This window comes from Lujinxingia vulgaris, assembly GCF_007997015.1.
GTDB lineage: Bacteria > Myxococcota_A > Bradymonadia > Bradymonadales > Bradymonadaceae > Lujinxingia > Lujinxingia vulgaris.
Window position 1 is genome coordinate 323,263 of record NZ_VOSM01000005.1, and the last position, 19,122, is coordinate 342,384.

General features: G+C 61.4%; 12 protein-coding genes. 6 read left to right on the top strand and 6 right to left on the bottom strand.

Features of this window, described 5'->3' with window-relative positions:
• Positions 1–375 precede the first annotated feature (375 nt).
• Positions 376–726, top strand: a complete 351-nt coding sequence (locus FRC98_RS12735; protein ID WP_146981817.1) for a hypothetical protein — start codon at positions 376–378, stop codon at positions 724–726.
• 262 nt (positions 727–988) lie between these two features.
• On the opposite strand, the gene FRC98_RS12740 is transcribed toward FRC98_RS12735, so the two are convergent.
• Positions 989–2,572, bottom strand: a complete 1,584-nt coding sequence (locus tag FRC98_RS12740; protein ID WP_146981818.1) for a right-handed parallel beta-helix repeat-containing protein — start codon at positions 2,570–2,572, stop codon at positions 989–991.
• A 316-nt stretch (positions 2,573–2,888) separates the two neighbouring features.
• On the opposite strand from FRC98_RS12740, the gene FRC98_RS12745 reads away from it, so the two are divergent.
• From FRC98_RS12745 to FRC98_RS12755, 4 genes are all read left to right on the top strand, one after another.
• Positions 2,889–4,517 carry a BON domain-containing protein gene (locus FRC98_RS12745; protein WP_146981819.1) on the top strand — a complete coding sequence of 543 codons (1,629 nt, stop codon included), beginning with the start codon at positions 2,889–2,891 and terminating at the stop codon, positions 4,515–4,517.
• Between the two features lie 865 nt (positions 4,518–5,382).
• Positions 5,383–9,303, top strand: a complete 3,921-nt coding sequence (locus FRC98_RS21545) for a hypothetical protein (RefSeq protein ID WP_230467561.1) — start codon at positions 5,383–5,385, stop codon at positions 9,301–9,303.
• Positions 9,304–9,452: 149 nt separating this feature from the next.
• Positions 9,453–9,584 carry a hypothetical protein gene (locus FRC98_RS22035; RefSeq protein WP_283809651.1) on the top strand — a complete coding sequence of 44 codons (132 nt, stop codon included), beginning with the start codon at positions 9,453–9,455 and terminating at the stop codon, positions 9,582–9,584.
• 147 nt (positions 9,585–9,731) lie between these two features.
• Positions 9,732–10,631: an MYXO-CTERM sorting domain-containing protein gene (locus FRC98_RS12755; RefSeq protein ID WP_146981820.1), complete on the top strand. Its 900-nt coding sequence runs from the start codon at positions 9,732–9,734 to the stop codon at positions 10,629–10,631.
• A gap of 393 nt (positions 10,632–11,024) precedes the next feature.
• Here the strand turns inward: FRC98_RS12755 and FRC98_RS12765 are convergent, their stop codons facing one another.
• The 3 genes from FRC98_RS12765 to katG all read right to left on the bottom strand — a co-directional run bounded on the left by FRC98_RS12765 (position 11,025) and on the right by katG (position 16,271).
• A complete protein-coding gene (locus FRC98_RS12765) occupies positions 11,025–11,948 on the bottom strand; it encodes a hypothetical protein (protein ID WP_146981822.1) in 924 nt (307 codons plus the stop codon).
• Positions 11,945–13,921, bottom strand: coding sequence for an RHS repeat-associated core domain-containing protein (locus FRC98_RS12770; RefSeq protein WP_146981823.1), 1,977 nt, complete (start codon positions 13,919–13,921; stop codon positions 11,945–11,947). Before FRC98_RS12770 ends, FRC98_RS12765 begins: the two co-directional genes overlap by 4 nt.
• 145 nt (positions 13,922–14,066) lie before the next feature.
• Positions 14,067–16,271, bottom strand: a complete 2,205-nt coding sequence (katG, locus tag FRC98_RS12775; RefSeq protein WP_146981824.1) for a catalase/peroxidase HPI — start codon at positions 16,269–16,271, stop codon at positions 14,067–14,069.
• 154 nt (positions 16,272–16,425) lie between these two features.
• Between katG and FRC98_RS12780 the strand changes: the two genes are divergently transcribed.
• Complete coding sequence (locus FRC98_RS12780; protein ID WP_146981825.1) at positions 16,426–17,415, top strand: hydrogen peroxide-inducible genes activator; 990 nt, start codon at positions 16,426–16,428, stop codon at positions 17,413–17,415.
• A 57-nt stretch (positions 17,416–17,472) separates the two neighbouring features.
• On the opposite strand, the gene FRC98_RS12785 is transcribed toward FRC98_RS12780, so the two are convergent.
• Complete coding sequence (locus tag FRC98_RS12785) at positions 17,473–18,207, bottom strand: cytidylyltransferase domain-containing protein (RefSeq protein WP_230467562.1); 735 nt, start codon at positions 18,205–18,207, stop codon at positions 17,473–17,475.
• 110 nt (positions 18,208–18,317) lie between these two features.
• Positions 18,318–19,043, bottom strand: a complete 726-nt coding sequence (locus FRC98_RS12790) for an N-acetylneuraminate synthase family protein (protein ID WP_146981827.1) — start codon at positions 19,041–19,043, stop codon at positions 18,318–18,320.
• Positions 19,044–19,122 lie beyond the last annotated feature (79 nt).

Sequence of the window (19,122 nt, forward strand, 5' to 3'; positions counted from 1 at the left end):
CCATCCCCCTGTCGGAGCAAGCGCTATGCCCCCTCATCCCCGCGCACTCGCCGCCCCCTTCTTCTTCGGCCTCGCCACCCTGGCGTTCACCGCCGCGCTTTCAGGCACCAACCCTGCTCACGCCGACACTGCATGTTCTGTAGGCGTAGACTCGGCCAGACTTGAGTTTTCTCACGAGCCCGGAAGTGACGGCCTTATGGCTCAGGAGCTCGCCTTAAGGGCTGGAAGTTTCAGGCCCACACTCCATGGAGTGTGGTCGTTAAAAATTGGCTCTAATGAAAGTGGACTGACTTATCGTCTACGCCCGCAAGAACAAGGGGAAGTGTCGACGTCTTCATTACAACAATCCGTACTTACGCTAGCGGGAGAAAACCAATGACCCAGCAAAACCATACATTAAAACAACGCGCTCTTCTCTCCCTCTTTACTGGCGTCGCTGTGTTGCTCGCCAGCCTCGCAACATCGGCCTGCACCGATATGTTTGACGATTGTGGTCCTGAAAACCCGCCTCCCACGATCACCAGCATTTACAATACGCCCCTCGTTCCCACCGATGACCCATTTATAAACACGACCTCCGAAGAATTCCAGAACGCTGCCGAGCTCTTCGAGGTCATTTCGGTTCACGTGACAGACGACGAAAAAGTTCACGTGACCTACATTCATGATGGCCAGCAGTATGTTGACATCTACAACATCATGGAAGTTGGCGTCATATACCTCTGACGATTCAAGCATGACGTCTTTAAGCCGCATATGTTTACGTTCACCGTCGCGCCTGGCGAGTCATGTTCAAACTCTGGCTGTTTGCAAAGAGCAAATGTATCAAGTTTTGAGCGGCACCTGGTAGACAGCCGTGATCTGGCAAACGTGTCTTCACGTTCATCACTTCACCCCCGCCCATCCTGGCGGAGCAGACGGATGGAACCGATCCAGCACATTCCCTGGTTAGACTGCTGAAAATCCCTACTGCATCACCACCCTTGCCTCACAAACACCCCACCTCCACCACAAACACCCCGAACGCCGCCCCCGGATCATCATCACCGATAATCCCCTGCAGATCGCCCGCGGGTTGCGGCGGCGCCACGCTTCCCATCGGCACACGCACCCCCTCGCCCTCGTAGGTGCCCTGCGCCACGGGCGGACCCCACACATCATATACGCTGCGGATCGTATACGAGGCACCGGGGTCTGCGAACGCCCCCAGATCGACCTCCACCTCCTCCCGCATCTCCCAGTTATAGATGATCAGGTGCGCGCGACCAGCGCTGTATTCATTGACCTGCAAGACCACCCGATTCTCGGTGGGAAGTGACCCGCCATAGAGGTTGTCGGGGTACATCGCCGGGTCAATCCCACTGAGTTCGCTGTAAAAGGCGTTGTTCTCCAACACCCCCGTGCTCCAATGTCCCTGGGCGGCCACGAGCCCGACCAGGTAGTTGTCGAGGAAGGTAATGTCCTCATTCTGCACCGATCCGCCCCAGCCCACCCGCGTGCTGCGGGCATTTATTGTCGGCGCCCAACTGTGGTTACCCCGGAGTGTGGCGCGCGCCACCGGCTGCAACCCCCCGATCAACGCCCCGTCCGAGATTCCCACCCTCGATGCCCCCGGCCGCGAGGCGCCGGTGCGAAACCAGACGTTTTTCTCAATATCAAATCCCTGGATATCGCCGCCTTCGGTGTAGGCGTGCAGACCGAAGGCATAGCCGAAAAAGATCACGTTGTCGGCGATGCGTTTTGTACCCTCGAGGTTCTGCGTATAGATCGCGTGGCCATGCCCCCGACTTGTGCCCTCATAGCCATTATTAAAAATTATGTTGCCATAGAGCTCACTGTCGACCGCAGGCTTCCAGAAGCTTATCCCCTGGGCGGTATCGTGAATCACCGAATTGATGAGCTTCGTATTCGCCCCGTAAATCGTCAGCCCGCTCACGAGCGCGGAGCGCTCCGCGCTGCTCGTGACCTCCAGACCACGAAGCTCCACCCACTCCCCCTCCACCAGAACGCCCGTATCCAGCTCACTCCCCACCCCGGTAGCTGAACCCGAATCCAGCGTAACTCGCTCGCCGGGCTCCGCGAAAAAGACCACCGGCGCCCCTTCTTCCCCCGACACCCCTGGCGCATACCTCCCCTCATACACACCGCCCCGAAGCATCACGCGATCCCCCGGCCCCACCGGGCCGGCCTCGGAGAACGCCGCCTCCAGGCTCAAAGGGTCGTCAAGCGTCCCCGCTCCCCCGGCACGACCTCCGGGGGCCACCACATAGTCAAACGAAGGGGGCGACGGCGCCACACAGCCGCTCGTCGATCCTCCATCCTCCTCCGCGCCGCCATCGACGCTCCCTCCATCTCCCTCTCCCCCCTCTTCGTCGCCACCGTCGAGTCCGCCATCGCGGCCATCGCCGCTATCGTCCTCTCCCCCAGCGACGTCAGCATCTTCATCGCTCCCTCCGCGCTCTTCCCCCACACTGACATCTTCGCCCTCCGCGCTCCCCGCGGAGCTGCATCCCGTCCACGTCCCGATCGCCACCGCCAAACATAGGCCCCACACCGACGTCCTTCCCATCATAGTCTTCTCCCGAGCCCACTCTGTTGAATACCTACCACCCACGCTGTGCCTCGTTGACCGCTAGACTAACACTCCGGCTCAAAAGCGCACCTGCTCGTCCGCGGGCTTCACACTTCGACACACACCCCCTCTCCCAAAACCCGGTTGAAAAGTGCGGCTTGCTGCCTACCTGACAGGACGTAAGGATGATGCCCGTACACCTCCATCTGTCGCGCTTGCTCTGCCCCACCTCCGTGCACATCAGGCGCAAAAGACCTATATCTTTGGCTCCCTGCGCGCGATGAAACTGGATTGAACCCATGTTGGGAGTTCCCCGATGGCCCCCCGCCACCCTCGACCGACCCCACTGTTAACCCCTCTCTTCACACTGGCCCTCGTGCTCCTCTGCGCATTGCCACTACGCGCCCAGGAGCCCGACAGTGACGCCGAAGCCGAACCGGTCGAAGAACGCACCGTCCCGCTTAAGCTCCCCGATCAGAGCGCCGCCGACGAAGCCCTGCAGGCCCAGATCCGCCGTACCTTTCAAGCCATCGACGTCCTGCAAGACGTCGTCATCGATGTGCGCGCCTCCGTGGTGCGCCTTGCCGGAGAGCTCCCAAGCTCCGCCGACAAAGAGCTGGCCGGAGACATCGCATCGCGCTTCGAAGGGGTCGTCTACGTACAGAACAACATTGACTTCGAGCACTTTGAAGACACCTCTTCAGACACCGAAGAACCCGAGCCCAAAGCTCTCTCCGCCGATGAGGTCATCGCCGAGCGCCTGCAAGCCATTTTCGCACAGATCCGCCCCCTGCAAGACGTACAGGTCGAGGTGAATAACGGCGTTGTGAGCATCCGCGGCGAATCCGCCACCAACGAGGCCAGCACCCGCGCCGAAGAGCTCGCAAGCGGGATGCCCGGCGTCCTCTACGTCGACAACCAACTCACCGAGGCCGTCGACGTCGCCGATCGCCTCTCCCCCACCTGGGAGCGCCTTCGCGACTTCGCGCTCAACCTCGTGCGCCGTATCCCTCTCTTTTTGCTCGCCATCTTCATCATCGGCATCTTCTGGTTCCTCTCCAAAGCCCTCGTGCTCTGGGAGTGGCCCTTCGAGCGCCTCACCCGCAACGTGCTGGCCCGCGGGCTCATCAAACAAGCCCTGCGCGTGATCATTGTGCTCGGTGGCCTGCTCATCGCCCTCGATCTGCTCGACGCCACCACCATCGTCGGCGCCGTCCTCGGCACCGCCGGCGTCTTCGGCATCGCGCTGGGCTTCGCCTTCCGTGACATCGCCGAAAACTACCTCGCCAGCGTGCTCCTGAGCGTGCGCCGCCCCTTTGAGGCCAACGACCTCGTCGACATCGAAGGGTTCCGCGGCCGCATCGTCCGCCTCACCATGCGCGAGACCATCCTCATGACCGAAGACGGCAATCACGTGCGCATCTCCAACGCCACCGTCTTCAAATCCAACATCACCAACTTCTCCCGCAACCCGCGCCGCCGCCTCGATTTCTGCGTCGGCGTCGGTAATGAAGAAGATCTCCCCCGCGCCCTCACTCTGGGCGTCTCCACCCTCAAAGCCCTCGAAGGCGTGCTCGAAGACCCCAGACCCCAGGGGCTCGTCGAGCTGCTCGGCGACTCCAGCGTCACCATCTGGTTCACCGCCTGGGTCGACCAACGCGCCGTCGGCTTTTTGAAAGTCAAAAGCGAAGCCATCCGCCGGGTCAAAGAAGCCTTCGATGACGTCGGCATCGACATGCCTTCCCCCATCTACACCATCAACATCGTCGGCGCCGACTCGCCAGCCTCACCCCAACCTCCCCGGAAGAAGCCCCCTGTGCGCAGCATCCCCACAGACGAGGTCCTCGACGTCGGCCTCGACGACGAGATCGAACGCCAGGTCGACGAAGAGCGCGAGGCCTCGGGGGAAGAAGATCTGCTCGATGAGGGAAAGACAGGGAAGTAGGCCGAACCGCTATTCTAATAAGACGATACAGCCCTCTGGCTTGCCCGGGCCGGGCACTCGCGCGCGGAAAACAAGACATCTTCCGACGACACGATTCGTCAGTGTTTATGCGCTTCGGATCGGGGTGTCCCATTTTGAGAATCGCGATCCGAAGCCTTCCGAACACAAATCCCAACCTCAGAATGACCTTCGGAACCCTCCCGATCGCTCCCCGGCCAACGCAGAACACGTTCCGAAGCCTACCGAACGCTACTTTTCATGTGCGGGAGGCTTCAGAACGCTTCCGATCGCGTTTTGCGAATCGCCATAAGGCATCCGAACCCTCCAGACGCCATTTCGAAAGGGAAAGAAACCTTCGGAAGCGTCCCGAACCTTTGCCGACCGTGCAAACAAAGGTTCGGAAGCGTCCCGAACCTTTGCGGTCCGTGCAGGCAGAGGTTCGGGACACTTCCGATCTTCTGGCTGCGCTTCAAAGAAGCTCCGAGGACACTTCCGAACGCGTTTGAATATCGCGGATGAACGATCCGGAGCGTCCAGACGATGTGTCTGCATGACCTGACGCGATCCGGAGTCTTCGGAAGGGTTTCTTCATACGTCTTGAGCAGAAGTTGATAGCGCACCAACGCCTTCGAGGGCCCAATTTTCAGTCACTTTCAGCTCGCCACTTCGCCACGCCAACCCCGCGTAAACCACCGACATGACAGGCAAATCAACCACACCACCCCACCCCGACGCGCCCTCCTCCCCATTTAAACTCTGCCTGCGTTTCTGATATCCCGACAGACACGATGGCGCCTTCGGCGCCTCTTTTTAACTTTGCGAACCGTCCGCGACGCTGCTGCGCGTTCTCTGAAAAGGTTTCATAATGCTTGTCCTGAATCGACTCGTGTTCTTCTGCTTCCTCGCCCTCTTCACCCTCGGCTGCGGCGACCAGGGCGGTGATAACCGAAGAGTTGGAGACACCAGCGATACGGGCGACCACACCCTCCCGGACACCGGTACGGACGCGAATGCGGACACCGACCCGGACCGCGAGCCCGAAGATCATGAAGGCGTATTGGAGGTCACCGTCACCGGACTTCCCGAGGGCGCCTGGCCTGAGATGGAGGTATTTGGCACGTCGGGCCTCCTCGACGTCGGCAGCTCCGGCCGAATCATCCTGATTCCGGGCTCCTACCAGCTCCGACCGGCCCCTTACCTCGATGGCCTCTCCACCTTTGAGGCCGAAAACCAGGGCCTCGAAATCACGGCCGGCGAAACCAGGACGATCACCGTCGACTATACACTCGTGCTCGCCAGCCTTGAGGTGGTGATCTCCGGGCTCCCCGAAGGCGTCGCCGCCGATGTCGAGCTGCGCTCCGAAGGTCTTGAGACCCTCACCCTCACCGAGTCCACCGAACTCACCGACCTCACCCCCGCCTCCTACCAGGTTCGCCCCTCGGTCGTTCAAGACGGCGACCACTGGTACGAGGCCGAGACCAAGACCATCGAGCTCGCCAGCGACGATGACGAGACCGTCATCATCCTCTACGACATCATCCCCGGCGCTCTCGAAGCCCGCGTGACCGGGCTCCCTGCAGGCCACTCCCCGGAGCTCACCATCACCGGCCCCGACGGCTTCTCGACCACCGCCCAACCCCACGCCCCCGTCGAGGGTCTTCAGCCCGGTGAGTATGTGGTCTCAGGCCCTCGCGTCGAAGATGCGGGTGTGTTTTATGACGCCCCCTCGCAGACCGTCGACGTCGCCAGCACCACCACCTCCGAGGTCACCCTCGACTATGACGAAGTCGCGGGCGCGCTTCAGCTCGCTGCGACCGGCCTGCCCTCCAACCAGTCCCCGCGCCTCACCATCACCGGCCCCGACGGCTTCTCCGCCACCGCCCGGCCCGGCGATCACCTCAACGACCTCGCCACGGGCCAGTACACCATCTCCGGTGCCGACGTCTCGCTCACCAACCGCATCTACCGCGCCGCCCCCGTCACCATCGACGTCCTCAGCGCCACCGCCGACGCCACCCTGGCCTACGCCCTCGTCCCCGGCCGCCTGCAGGTCGAAGCCTCCGGCCACCCCTCCCACCTCTCACCGGTGCTCACAGTCACCGGCCCGGCCGGCTTCTCCACCACAACCTCCCCCGGCGGTCTTCTCCAGAACCTGGAGCCCGGAAACTACACCCTCTCCGGCGCCCAACTGGGCAGCAATGGCCTGCTCTACCGCGCCGAGGACGAAGTCGCCCAGGTGCGAAGCGAGCAGACCACAGCGCTCTCCATCGCCTACGCAAAAGTCCCCGGTGATCTTCGAGTCAACATCGAGGGCCTTCCCGCCGGCCTCATCCCCGGCGTTATCGTCACCGACCCCGACGGCCAGACCTCGCCACTGAGCGTCTCCACAACGCTGCGCGCGCAGACCCCGGGCACGCACACCATCACCGCCCCGGACGTCATCGACGGCCTCGTCATCTACCGCGCCGCCTCCACGTCCATCAACGTGCGCAGCGACGAGCTCGCCTCCACCACCATCACCTACGAGGCCCTCCCCGGCGATCTTTCCATCGCCGCCACCGGCCTCCCCGACAACGCCAACTACACCTTGACCCTCCAGGGCCCCTCCTACCCCTCCCCCACGCCCTTCACCAACGACGCCTTCCTCAACGACATCACCCCCGGCACCTACACGATCTCCTTCAACACAAGCACCGTCTCCACCCCCTACTACGACGCCACCTACCTCCCCTCGCCAGGCTCCCTCACCATCGACGTCTCCAGCGACGCCACCGCCGACGCCACCGTCGACTACGCGTCCGTGCCCGGCACCCTACATCTGACCCACACCCTCCCCGACACAGGCTCGCTGACGCTTGCCCTCTCCGACTCCACCAGCGGCGTCACCCAACAATTCACCCTGAGCGGCTCCGGCACCACCTCCCTGACGCTTGACCCGGGCCACTTCACCTTCGCCATCGCCTCCAACGATCTCGGCACCGACGAATTCGGCAACCCCTACTACATCACCAACCTCGACGGCTTCTTCGATATCTCCAGCGATGACGTGCTCTCCCATGACATCGTCGCCCCCGTCCCCACCCTGGTCTGGGAAACCCGGGACGGCGCCACCGGCTCGCTGCGCGAAGTCGTCGGCCGCGTCATAGAAGACAGCGAAATCACCTTCGACCCCTCCATCTCCCAGCTCTTCCTCGACTCCAGCATCACCATCAACAAAGCCCTCGAGATCATCGGCCCCGGCGCCGATCAGCTCACCATCGAGCCCTCCGCAGACAACCGCGCCTTTGAGATCAACTACTACGGCGACTTAACCCTGCGCGGCCTGCGCTTTACAGGCTTCCACAACGACCACCCCGGCGCCGTCATTCAAGCCCACGGCTACCTGAACACCTACGACTCCCTCTTTGTAGACAACTCCTCCACCGACGACGGCGGCGCCATCTACCAGAATGCCTCCCCCGCCCTTGTCACGAACACCCGCTTTCTCAACAACCACTCCGCGCGCTCCGGCGGCGCGATCGCCAGCAGCACTCAAGCCTACCGCCTCCGCATCATTAAATCCGAGTTCACGGGTAACTCCGCCCTCGACGATGGCGGCGCCCTCTTCTACCAGTCCGATGAACGCATCTATGTCTCGGCTTCCACCTTCACCCAAAACACCAGCCTCTCCGGGGCCGGCGGCGCCCTCTTCTTAAGCGAACACGCCTCCACCTACTCCCAGATCCGCGACTCCCTCTTTCAGGCGAATTCTGCCGATACCCTCGGCGGCGCCACCTACCTGGGCAAAGACACCCTCATCTCCAACTCCACCTTCGCCGACAACACCGCCACCGACGAAGGCGGCGCCATCTACTTCGACTACCCCGTCGTTGCCTCCGACAAAACCGCCCTCTACGAACTCGAGTACTCCACCTTCTCCCACAACACCGCCCCCAACGGCTCCGCCCTCGCTGCCGCCTGCACCGGCTCCTACTACGACCACCGCGTCGACTACCTCGCCAACATCTTCGTCGGCAATGACTCCCTTCGCCGCTGCACCGGCGGTGGGAGCGCCCGCTTCTATTCCCGGGATCATAACTACGACGCCGACGACCAGCCCGGCGCTCTCCCCAACCCCCTCCTCCCCCTGGCCGATAACGGCGGACCCACCCACACCATGGCCATCGACCCCGCCTTCGAAGAACAGCTCTCCTTCTCCGCCCTTGCCTGCCCTTCCCTCTCCTTCGATACGAGCGACAACACCTCCGACCAGCGCGGTGTCGTCCGCCCCGTCCACTACTCCTGCACCATCGGCGCCTACCAGTTCGGCGACTTCGACTCCACCATCAGCGTCCCCGAATACGGCTTTGAGCCTTTCGACGGCCACGGCCTCGGCACGAGCTACAACTACGGCACCACCATCACCACCGACGCCGGCTACACCTGGACCCTCAACGGCGTCCGCTCCGAAACTACCTACGAAATCGACGGCGAAGGCCTGATGCTCCGCGAAGACGGCAGCTCCATCCGCACCGTCATCGCCGATGACGCCCTCGTCAACCTCTACATCCGATACCGCAAGGCCCACACCAGCTCCACCCCTCGCCTCATCGCCGTCGCCATCAACGGCACCATCATCGAAGAAAGCCACTTCTTCGGCACCGACCCCTACGACGACACCCTCCACACCCTCATCATCGAAGACCTCGAGTTCACCGGCGATATCACCCTCGAAATTCTCAATACCTCCGGCGCCTCCAACACCCAGATCGTTGTCGACAACATCACGTGGAATGACAGTCTCTGAGCGCAAGGCGTCTGCCGGCTCTATCGTGTCGGCAGACGCCCTTCCCCTGCGCTCACCTTATTTTATAACTCTCACGCGCATCGACCTCGACGCACTTCCCCCACGTGAAGTCGCAACGAGACCGCGCCTCGAGCCCCGGAGAGACTCCCATGAAGCCGATCCTACTCGTGACCGCCGCGCTTCTGGCACTTCCCGCCGCCGCCCACGCGCAAACACAGCTGGTCAACCCGGACTGGGAGCTCTCCGACGACTTCGAGAGCGCGTATGAAGAAGGCTTCTAGGCGTCGTCCGGAGCCGGAACCACCTACGGCGCCGTCTGCCCGGGCTCCGATGCCTACGGCAATGGCCTCATCTTCGACTACCGACCCGACGATCCCGAGCCCGGCCACGGCTGGGCGGAGCGGCGCTTCGCGCTACCCATCGACGCCGTGCAGCTGGAGATCTCCTTCAAACTCTTTGTCTCCGCGAACTACGCCCACACCTCCGGGAACCACAAAAACTTCGTGCTCTGGTCCGGCGATTACGGCAAGGTCAACGCCAACATCTCCGTCTCCAGCGAGAGCTGGCCCGCCGAGGGCGGGGCCTCCCCCTCGGTCTACATCGGCGTGGACGGCGCCAACTACGGCCACGCCATGAAAGAGGGCATCATGCCCCTCTTGCTCGAAGACGGCCTTGGCGACTGGATCGACATTCACATCTTCCTGGACCTGGCCCGCGAAGAGGGCGACTTCGGCTTTTTTGAGATCTTCAAGGATGGTCAGCGCATCACCGGCAACCTCGATGAAGACGTCGTCTCCTACGCCGACGTCCCCCTCCACGAGCAGATCTCCTTTGCGGAGCGCGGCAACTTCATCGACCAGGGCTACCTGCTCGGCTGGGCCAACGGCGGGTTTGCCGAAGACACGACCTTCTGCGTGGCGGATTTTCGGATTCGCGCCAATAGCACACACGGCGACTTTGGCGACGCCGCGGAGCTGGAATGTACCCGCGACGCGGATTGCCCGGGCGACGCGACCTGCGAGAGCAGCGCGCTGGAGGGGAGTGAGCGCGTAACGACGGCCTGCGGCGATACGGGCGGCGAGCCAGACGCAGGCAGTTTGGATGTAGGGACACCCGACGCAGGCTCGCCGGACGGCGGCGCACCGGATGGCAGCAGCCCCGACACTGGCGAGGGAGACGAGGCGGAAGACAACGATGCGGGTACCAGCCCATCGAACGACGGCCACGCAGGCGGATGCGCCAGCGTGCCGGCCGGGCACCCCGGTGGTTCGCTGGCCGCGCTTTTGTTAGTGACGTTGGGAGTGAATCGTATGAGGCGGACGCGTTGAAGACGGGTCTTCGCGGGGACAACGAAACCTCTGCGCTAATGGCGAGTCGCGTCTCGTGCTGCGCACTGACAACCACGCGGCATTCACGTCGAAGGCGCTCACCGGGGGTTCCAACCAGTACGGCCTGATCTGGAAGCGTATCTCACCCTGGATGCCGCTGCGGAACGGGCTGATAGAGCGCGTCTTCCGCTCTCTGAAGGAAAGTGCATCTGGATGACCGACTTTAAGACCTTTGCGCAGGCTCGGGAGGCAATCGAGGTCTGAGTCGAGTACCTACAACACTCAGCGGCTCCACCAGGCGCTCGGGTATAAATCGCCGGCTGAGTATGGTGCTCAGTCTGGCGAGTTGGTGGCTTGATTTATGGGGGGGCACTGCACATCCAACAATCTCAATTATTCTTCAAAACTTTGCTCTATCACATCCCGATAGTCAAGAAGATAACGCTTCGGCCGCAACAAGCCTACGCTAATATCATCACAACGCCGGTCGCCATGTCCCCAAAATTTATTTTGATCCATTCCGCCTGGAAGTGCTTCGAAATCTTGTGCCGATATTGACGCAACCTCAAACAAACCATATTCCGAATCCATATCTTCAAAAGGAGTTCTTTCACCATCATCAAAATAATAACGAGCGAAGTTTCTTTGATCTAACCTCAAGGTTCGTGCGACTTCCAACATAAGGTTGTAATTCTTGTTTGAGGGCTCCAATAGATTTTCAAAAAAAACACCAAACTTGTTATTGATTGGCATTGAAGGTTGTACAGAAATAGCATCTACGAGTTTTTCATTTCGACCCTCTTTATAATAGTTTTGAAAAACCAGACCCTGATCACTAGACGTTGAAGACTCCACTAACCCTAAGTATGCAACATGCCCACTAAAAAAATCATCTACATAATCAACCAAATGCGGCCAACCAATATCAATTTTCTCGTATAAATAATAAAAGTCACGCTCATTAAAATACTTTATTGAAAACGCCTTTGAAGAAGCCCCTGTTAAGTCCAATTTAAACTCATGACTCGTTGTTTTGCTGTCTATCACCTCCGCAGAAACTGCCCAATAATAACGACGATCCCCTTTAACAAAACCAATCAATTTATGGGAGTCGGGCAATTGAATAATATGGCAACCGATTGGATAAACCTTCCAATCTGCCCTTTCCACATTTTCGTTCAAACTTTCACTGTCAAAGAAACTAACCGCCGGATAGAAAAGCGCATCAAAAAAAACCCCTCCTAACAAGAAAAACACCAGCACTACAACAACAGCTAACGCATGTCCCACAGATCTCTTATGCCCCATTAAAATCATTGATAATCTCCTGGCTCAGCAAGGCCGTGAAATTCTAGAATATTTAATATGTTAACCTCCCAAACACTACGTGAGGTATTATTTCTCCCCATAATATTACCCTCCCATCCAGGGTACGTAGCCCCCCCATCGCTCACATATCTATCACCTAGGCCCAGCAGATGACCTACCTCATGTGCGAACGTATCCTCCGGTACTCTTGTCCCTATCTCCATTTCGCCATCTATAACACGCGCAATCACATCATGTTCACCACTAGTGTCAATCGCCCGTGCATCACGTATTACATGAACCTGATGACCGCTACGGCGCCAAAATGGCTTTTTATGCATGTGCCCCCTAACTTCAGTCGTAACATTATATCTACCAAACTGACCTGACCACATTTCGGATGCCGTTTGTGTAAGCCGATCAACTAACCTTTGTGTAACCCAAGGAGGAGAATGGTGCGAGTAAAAATATAGATCGAGCGTTATGGTGATATTATTTCCATCCCTTGAAACTTCGGGCCTTGATTCTCGATTCTCTGCTTTAGATTCATGATAAGATGGAAGCCCTGGACGATAATTGGCTCCATCCCAAGGGCCTCCCCAGGGCCCAAGTGGACGCACATCCCCAAAATTCGATCCACCTAGCTCCGGCTCTGGCCACTGTTCTTCATTTTCAGTTAAACCTACCGAATCGCCCCCGAATCCAAAAAGTTCTTTTATCCACGACCACAACCCTTTCCTTCCAGCATCCCCCATCCCCTCCGACGCCATCCCACTCGGATCCCACCGATTCACCGGATCAAACGCCGCATACCCGTACACATCAAACGAATCCACATACCACAGCGGGTCCGGGCTCATAAACTGGCCGAAACGCGGCGAGTACCAGCGGGCGCCGAAGCGGTAGAGTCCGGTGGTGGTGGAGCGGAAGGCGCCGGTAAACCCGAAGTGCGGCAGGCTGCCGATGTGGCAGGGCGTCTCGGCCAGGTTGCGCTCCGAGCAATCCTCCGTGTCATCGGGGGCGCGGGCGCTGATACGCCCCTCGGGATCGTATTCGGCGTATTCGGAGATGCGTAGCTCGTCCTCGTTCCAGACGCCGATGATGGATTGCAGGGCGTCGGTGAGAGTAAATACCAGGTCGAAGTTAGAATCCGCCGTGCGGGCCGCAATCATCTGCTGTTGCAGCGGCCCCCAGAAATACTCGCCGCGCAATTCAAGCTGATCGCCGCCCGCGCTCTGGCTTGCGGCGCCTCGCCATTGCTCGACGACTTTTTCGCCATCGAGAATAAGGAAGTCGATCGTAGAACCACTCGAATCATTGCGGTTGATGGTGGCGACGAGCCTTCCGGCAAAATCGTAAAGGTAGCTCTCGGCGTACTTCTGTCCATTTCGATGTACCGAGGTCAGTTGCTGCCACTGATCATACTCAAAGGAGAACCCTCCAAGCTCGGCGATGAAGCCCCGATCCTCGTACTTCACGGGTTCGGTAACCCCGCTTCCAAAATCGAGATTGAATGCGATGGCGCGGCCATCCGCTGTACGGTTCGCGTCATGAACGAAGTTCTGGGTGTTAAAGGTCGTGTCCCAGGCGGTCACAGATCCATGGACGCCACGCGTATAGTCCACCTCAAACGTTGACGCAGCCCGTATCATGGGATTGAGGGAGTTGCGCTCTTCCACAAAATTGGCGAGGTGACCACGCGTGTCGTACTTAAACTGCTGGTTGTTAAATGAGGGCGCAGCTCTCGGAACGGACGTCGGGAATTTGTAGCTAACCCAACGCTCCATCAATCGTCCCGCGTTATCCCGAATGTACTTCGCGTCCAGCAGCGTATCCGAGCATGTCGACTGCCCTTGGCAGTAGTCATCCACGAAAGAGGGTTCCCCCATCGACAGCGAAGACGCTCCAAAGAATATCTGAGCTTCAAGCTCACCAAAATCATTGAATGCCCGACGCTCATTGAATGGGCTCTGGTCTTGCACACGGCACGCGGCGCCCCCATTTCCATTTACATCCGCCTCCCCCAACAAAAAACCCCTCGCCGCGGATGCGGCGAGGGGTTTGGCGATCAGGCCCGAAGTCCTGATGCTATGCGGGTCGAAGGGGCATCACCCCTCCGACTCACACTTAAGCGATATCAAAGCGATCCAGGTTCATCACCTTGTTCCAGGCTGCCACGAAGTCGCTGACAAACTGCTCGTCGGCGTCGTCGCAGGCGTAGACTTCGGCGATGGCACGCAGCTGGGAGTTGCTGCCGAAGATCAGGTCGGCGCGGGTGGCCGACCACTTGACCTCGCCGGTGCCGCGGTCGCGGCCTTCGAAGCGGTAGCCCTTATCGTCGGAGGCCTGCCACTCGAGGTTCTGGTCGAGGAGGTTGACGAAGAAGTCATTGGTCAGGGTGCCCGGGGCGTCGGTGAAGACGCCGGCTTTGTCGCCGCCGGTGTTGGCGTCGAGGACGCGCATCCCGCCGATGAGCGCGGTCATCTCGGGGACGGTGAGCGTCATGAGCTGGGCGCGGTCGACCAGGAGCTCTTCGGCCGAGCGCTTGAGGCCTTCGGTGTAGAAGTTGCGGAAGGCGTCGGCTTTGGGCTCGAGCGGCGCAAACGAGTCCGCGTCGGTCTGGGCCTCGGAGGCGTCGGTGCGACCGGGGGTGAAGGGCACCTCGATGTCGTAGCCGGCGTCTTTTGCGGCTTTTTCGACCGCCGCGCAGCCGCCGAGCACGATGAGGTCGGCAAGCGAGACGCGCTTGTCGTCAGACTGGGCGTTGTTGAAGCCGGTCTGCACCTCTTCGAGCACCTTGAGCACCGTGGCGAGCTCGGCGGGCTCGTTGACGGCCCAGTCCTTCTGGGGCGCCAGGCGAATGCGGGCGCCGTTGGCGCCGCCGCGCTTGTCGCTGTTGCGGAAGGTCGTGGCCGATCCCCAGGCCGTCTTCACCAGCTGCGCGATGCTCAGGCCGGAGTCGAGAATTTTGGCCTTGAGCGCGCTGATGTCGTCGGCGTCGATAAGCGTGTGGTCGACCGCCGGGACCGGATCCTGCCAGATGTACTCTTCGCTCGGAACTTCCGGCCCCAGGTAAAGCGAGGTCGGGCCCATGTCGCGGTGGGTGAGCTTGAACCAGGCTTTGGCAAACGCGTCGGCGAGCTGGTCGGGGTTTTTATAATATCGCTCCGAGATGGCGCGGTAGGCCGGGTCCATGATCAACGCGAGGTCGGTCGTGGCCATCATCGGGGCGTGGCGCTTATCGGGGTCGTGGGCGTCGGGCACGGTGTCGCTGCCTGCCCCATCTTTGGGGGTCCACTGGTAGGCGCCGGCCGGGCTCTTGGTGAGCTCCCACTCGTAGCCGAAGAGCGTCTCGAAGAAGCTGTTGTCCCACTTCGTGGGGGTGGGGGTCCAGGCGCCTTCCAGGCCGCTGGTGATGGTGTCGGCGCCTTTGCCGCTGCCGAAGCTGCTCTTCCAGCCCAGGCCCATCTCTTCGATGCCGGCGCCCTCGGGTTCCGGTCCGACGTGCGCGGCATCGCCGGCACCGTGGGTCTTACCGAAGGTGTGGCCGCCGGCGATCAGGGCGACGGTCTCTTCGTCGTTCATCGCCATGCGGGCGAAGGTCTCGCGGATGTCGCGCGCCGCCGCGACCGGGTCGGGCTTGCCGTTGGGGCCCTCGGGGTTGACGTAGATCAGGCCCATCTGCACTGCGGCCAGGGGGTTGGCAAGCTCGCGGTCGCCGCTGTAGCGCTTATCGCCCAGCCATTCGGTCTCGGGGCCCCAGTCGATGTCTTCTTCCGGCTCCCACACGTCGGCGCGGCCGCCGGCAAAGCCCGCGGTCTTAAAGCCCATCGACTCCAGCGCGACGTTGCCGGTGAGGATCATCAGGTCGGCCCACGAGATCTTGCGGCCATACTTCTGCTTCACCGGCCAGAGCAGTCGGCGAGCCTTGTCGAGGTTGGCGTTGTCCGGCCAGCTGTTCAGAGGGGCGAAGCGCTGCGTGCCGGAGGTGGCGCCGCCGCGGCCGTCGCTGATGCGGTAGGTGCCCGCGCTATGCCAGGCCATGCGGATCATAAACGGACCGTAGTGACCGTAGTCGGCCGGCCACCAATCCTGCGAGGTGGTCAGGACCTTCTCAATATCGGCCTTCACCGCCGCCAGATCCACGCTCTTGAACTCCGAGGCGTAATCAAACTCCTCGCCCATCGGGTCCACCGATTTGGTGTTCTGCACCAGAATCTTCAGGTTGAGCTGGTTGGGCCACCAGTGCTTGTTGGCGATCGAGCCGGTCGGCCGGGGGCCGGTGGAGCCGTGCATCACAGGACACTTATTCGCTTTCGCGTTCTCGGACATGGCCTCTCCTGATGTGGATGATGGGATGTTGGTTTTGCAGGGGGTCGCAGACGCCTGATGCACCCGGACCCGTTGACGGAGCTTGTTTTAAACACGCGTCGTGCATAAGACAAAGATATTGTAGATATACCTCCCATAACCTCAGGTTAATAAGATGCTGCCCACCCTTCGCCAACTCGAGTACATCGTGGCTCTGGCAGACAGCGGACAATTCGTGGAAGCAGCCCGCGTATGTTCGGTCAGCCAGCCCGCACTTAGCAAGCAGATCCGGGAAGTGGAGGAGCTCCTGGGCGTGGAGCTCTTCGAGCGGGCGCGCCCGCGGGTGCTCTTGACGGGGGCTGGCGAGGAGGTTGTGGCGCGGGCGAGGAGGTTGTTGCTGGAGGCGAAGGAGCTGGTGGGCGCGGCGCGGGCGTATGCCGGCGCGCGCCAGGGCACGGTGCGCCTGGGGGTGATCCCTACCATCGCGCCCTACGGGCTGCCCGGTCTGCTGGCGAAGTTTCGCAGGCTCTACCCCGAGGTGGCCTTTGCCATCGAGGAGCTGCAGACCGACGATCTTTTAAGGGAGCTGCGCCTGGGGGCGATCGACCTGGGGTTACTCGCCCGCCCCTTTGAGGATCAGGGGTTGAGCGGGCCGGACCTGATCGTGGAGCCCTTTGTGCTGGTGGCGCCGGCGGGCCATCCGCTGAGCGCGCCGGAGCGCATCGCCACCGACGAGATTGCCGGGGCGAGTCTGATTTTGATGCAGGATGGCCACTGTTTGAGGGATCAGGCGATGGATGTGTGTCGGCTGGCGGGAAGCCCGCCGGCGACCACGGTGACCGCGGCCAGCGTCGCGACGCTCGTGCGGATGGTGGAGAGCGGGCTGGGCGCCACGCTCTTGCCGGCCAGCGCGCTGAGCGCGGAGGTGCGCCCGGGCCAGGATCTGGTCGCGCGCAGCTTTGGCGACGACCCGCCCGGGCGCACGCTGACGCTGCAGTGGCGCGCCTCATCGCCGGCGCAGGAGTGGTACACCGAGCTTGGCGAGGTGCTGCGGGAACATTACCTGAGCCTCAACGCCACAATGCCCGAGGTCGGAGGACCGCGCCCGGTGCTGCGATCCTTAAGGTCGACGCAGGGAGCAACGCCGCGGCCCTCCGACGCTTAAGCGTCGGGCCACCTCCTCTTTCGGCTTCACTCCTCACGCCCCGCTCCTGCCCCGGCCTCAGCGGGCGCTGCGCTGCAGGCAATGCGCGTTGCGCTCCACCAGGTCCGGGCGGCGGTGCAGCCACTCCAACACCCGCCGGCAGTCCACGATGTCGCCGGGGCGGTAGAGGGCGTCGTAGATCTCGCGCAAGAGCGCATAATCTTCGGGGTAGTCCATCGTGAGCCGAAAGTCCGAGCAGAGCGCCGGGTCGGGCTTGAGGTAGTCGACCGGGTAGACCTGGGGCCGCTCCTTGATAAAGAGCGTGACGTGCTCGCGCTCTTCGGGGCGCATCGCCAGCAGGTGGGCATCGACCAGCGCGCTCACCCGGTACGCCTCACTGCCAAAGCCTAAGGTGAGGCCGGTGCGGGCAAAATGGCCGTCGACGCCGATCGCGTCACTCTGCAGAAGATGTGTGAGCATGCGCTCAAGATGCTCCACGCAGATCAGCGGCGTGTCGCCCGTGATGCGCACCACGACCTCAGCCTCGGTCTGGGCAAGCGCCAGATAAAAGCGGCTGAGCACGTCATCGCGCGAGCCCCGAAAGAGGCGCACCCCGGGGGTGTTCAGCCAGCTGACCAGCGCTTCGATCGGGTCGTCGTCTGTGCGGTCGCTTGTGGCGATGATGATCTCATCGATCTGCGAGACCCGCTTGAGGCGCTCGATGATGTGCCAGAGGGCCGGTCGCCCGGCCAGGGGCATCAGCACCTTCCCCGGGAGCCGCTCCGAGCTCATCCTCGCCTGGACCACTGCCACCACTTTTGCTCGCTCCGTCATTGTCGCCCCCCTGCCCCTTGCCCCTGAAATGATGTCAGAACCTCCGCCTTCGCCGACCCGGCCCCCCCGACCAGGTCGGCGCGCTTCGTTTAGCCCGGCACGCCGCCCACGGCGGGTTGATCGCCGCTCAAGCCCCTGGCGAGCCGGCTGAGCGGTCGGCCCAGATCCACCAGCTGTCGGAGCTCGGAGGGTGTGGCGCTTAAGATGTGGTCGCGGTGCACCCCGCGGATGGTCTTGTCGAGGGTGAAGTGCTTTTCGACAAATTGCGCGCCGCGCGCGATCGCCAGCAGGCAGCCCTCAATGCCGTGCATGTGGTCGCTGTAGCCGTAGTACCCCTCGGGCTCAAAGCGCTCGGGCAGCCCCTCCAGATGCGCCGGGTAGGTGGGGTAATGCGAGCGGCAGAAGATGTAACGCAGCTTGTCGGTGGGCGGCCCAAAGGGCAGCTCCTCGCCAGTCCACCAGCCGAGCGAGATGTAGGTCTCGCGCCCCTGCTCCAGCACCCGCTCCACAAGCTCCGGCTTATCGACGACGGTGCGCGAGGCGATCTTGTAGCGACGCGGATTAAGCGGGCGCGCAAGCTCCAGGGCCTCCTCGTTGATGATCGAGGCCATGAAGTCGATCTCCCACCACTCGCACCAACGCTTGAGCTGCATGGCCATATCGGGGTTGATATGGTTGAGCTCCCCGGGCTGGTCGCGCCAGCCAAACTGAAACTTGGCCACATCGGCCCCGGAGAGCTTCGCCTGGCGGATCAGCTCGTAGGCCAGGTCGAAGTTCCCCTCATGGTTGAGTCCTATCTCGGCGACAAAAAGCATGGTTTCCCTCCCCTTAAAGGCGCCTCACAAGCAGCGCATAACCTGTTGATTCTCAAATCACTTCTTACGCCCTGGGCCG

Coding starts and splice junctions, on each gene's coding strand:
- FRC98_RS12790 (WP_146981827.1), bottom strand. CDS start 19,043: ATGCTTTTTGTCGCCGAGATAGGACTCAACCATGAGGGGAACTTCGAC.
- FRC98_RS12765 (WP_146981822.1), bottom strand. CDS start 11,948: ATGATTTTAATGGGGCATAAGAGATCTGTGGGACATGCGTTAGCTGTT.
- FRC98_RS12745 (WP_146981819.1), top strand. CDS start 2,889: ATGGCCCCCCGCCACCCTCGACCGACCCCACTGTTAACCCCTCTCTTC.
- FRC98_RS12780 (WP_146981825.1), top strand. CDS start 16,426: ATGCTGCCCACCCTTCGCCAACTCGAGTACATCGTGGCTCTGGCAGAC.
- FRC98_RS21545 (WP_230467561.1), top strand. CDS start 5,383: ATGCTTGTCCTGAATCGACTCGTGTTCTTCTGCTTCCTCGCCCTCTTC.
- FRC98_RS22035 (WP_283809651.1), top strand. CDS start 9,453: ATGAAGCCGATCCTACTCGTGACCGCCGCGCTTCTGGCACTTCCCGCC.
- FRC98_RS12740 (WP_146981818.1), bottom strand. CDS start 2,572: ATGATGGGAAGGACGTCGGTGTGGGGCCTATGTTTGGCGGTGGCGATC.
- FRC98_RS12735 (WP_146981817.1), top strand. CDS start 376: ATGACCCAGCAAAACCATACATTAAAACAACGCGCTCTTCTCTCCCTC.
- katG (WP_146981824.1), bottom strand. CDS start 16,271: ATGTCCGAGAACGCGAAAGCGAATAAGTGTCCTGTGATGCACGGCTCC.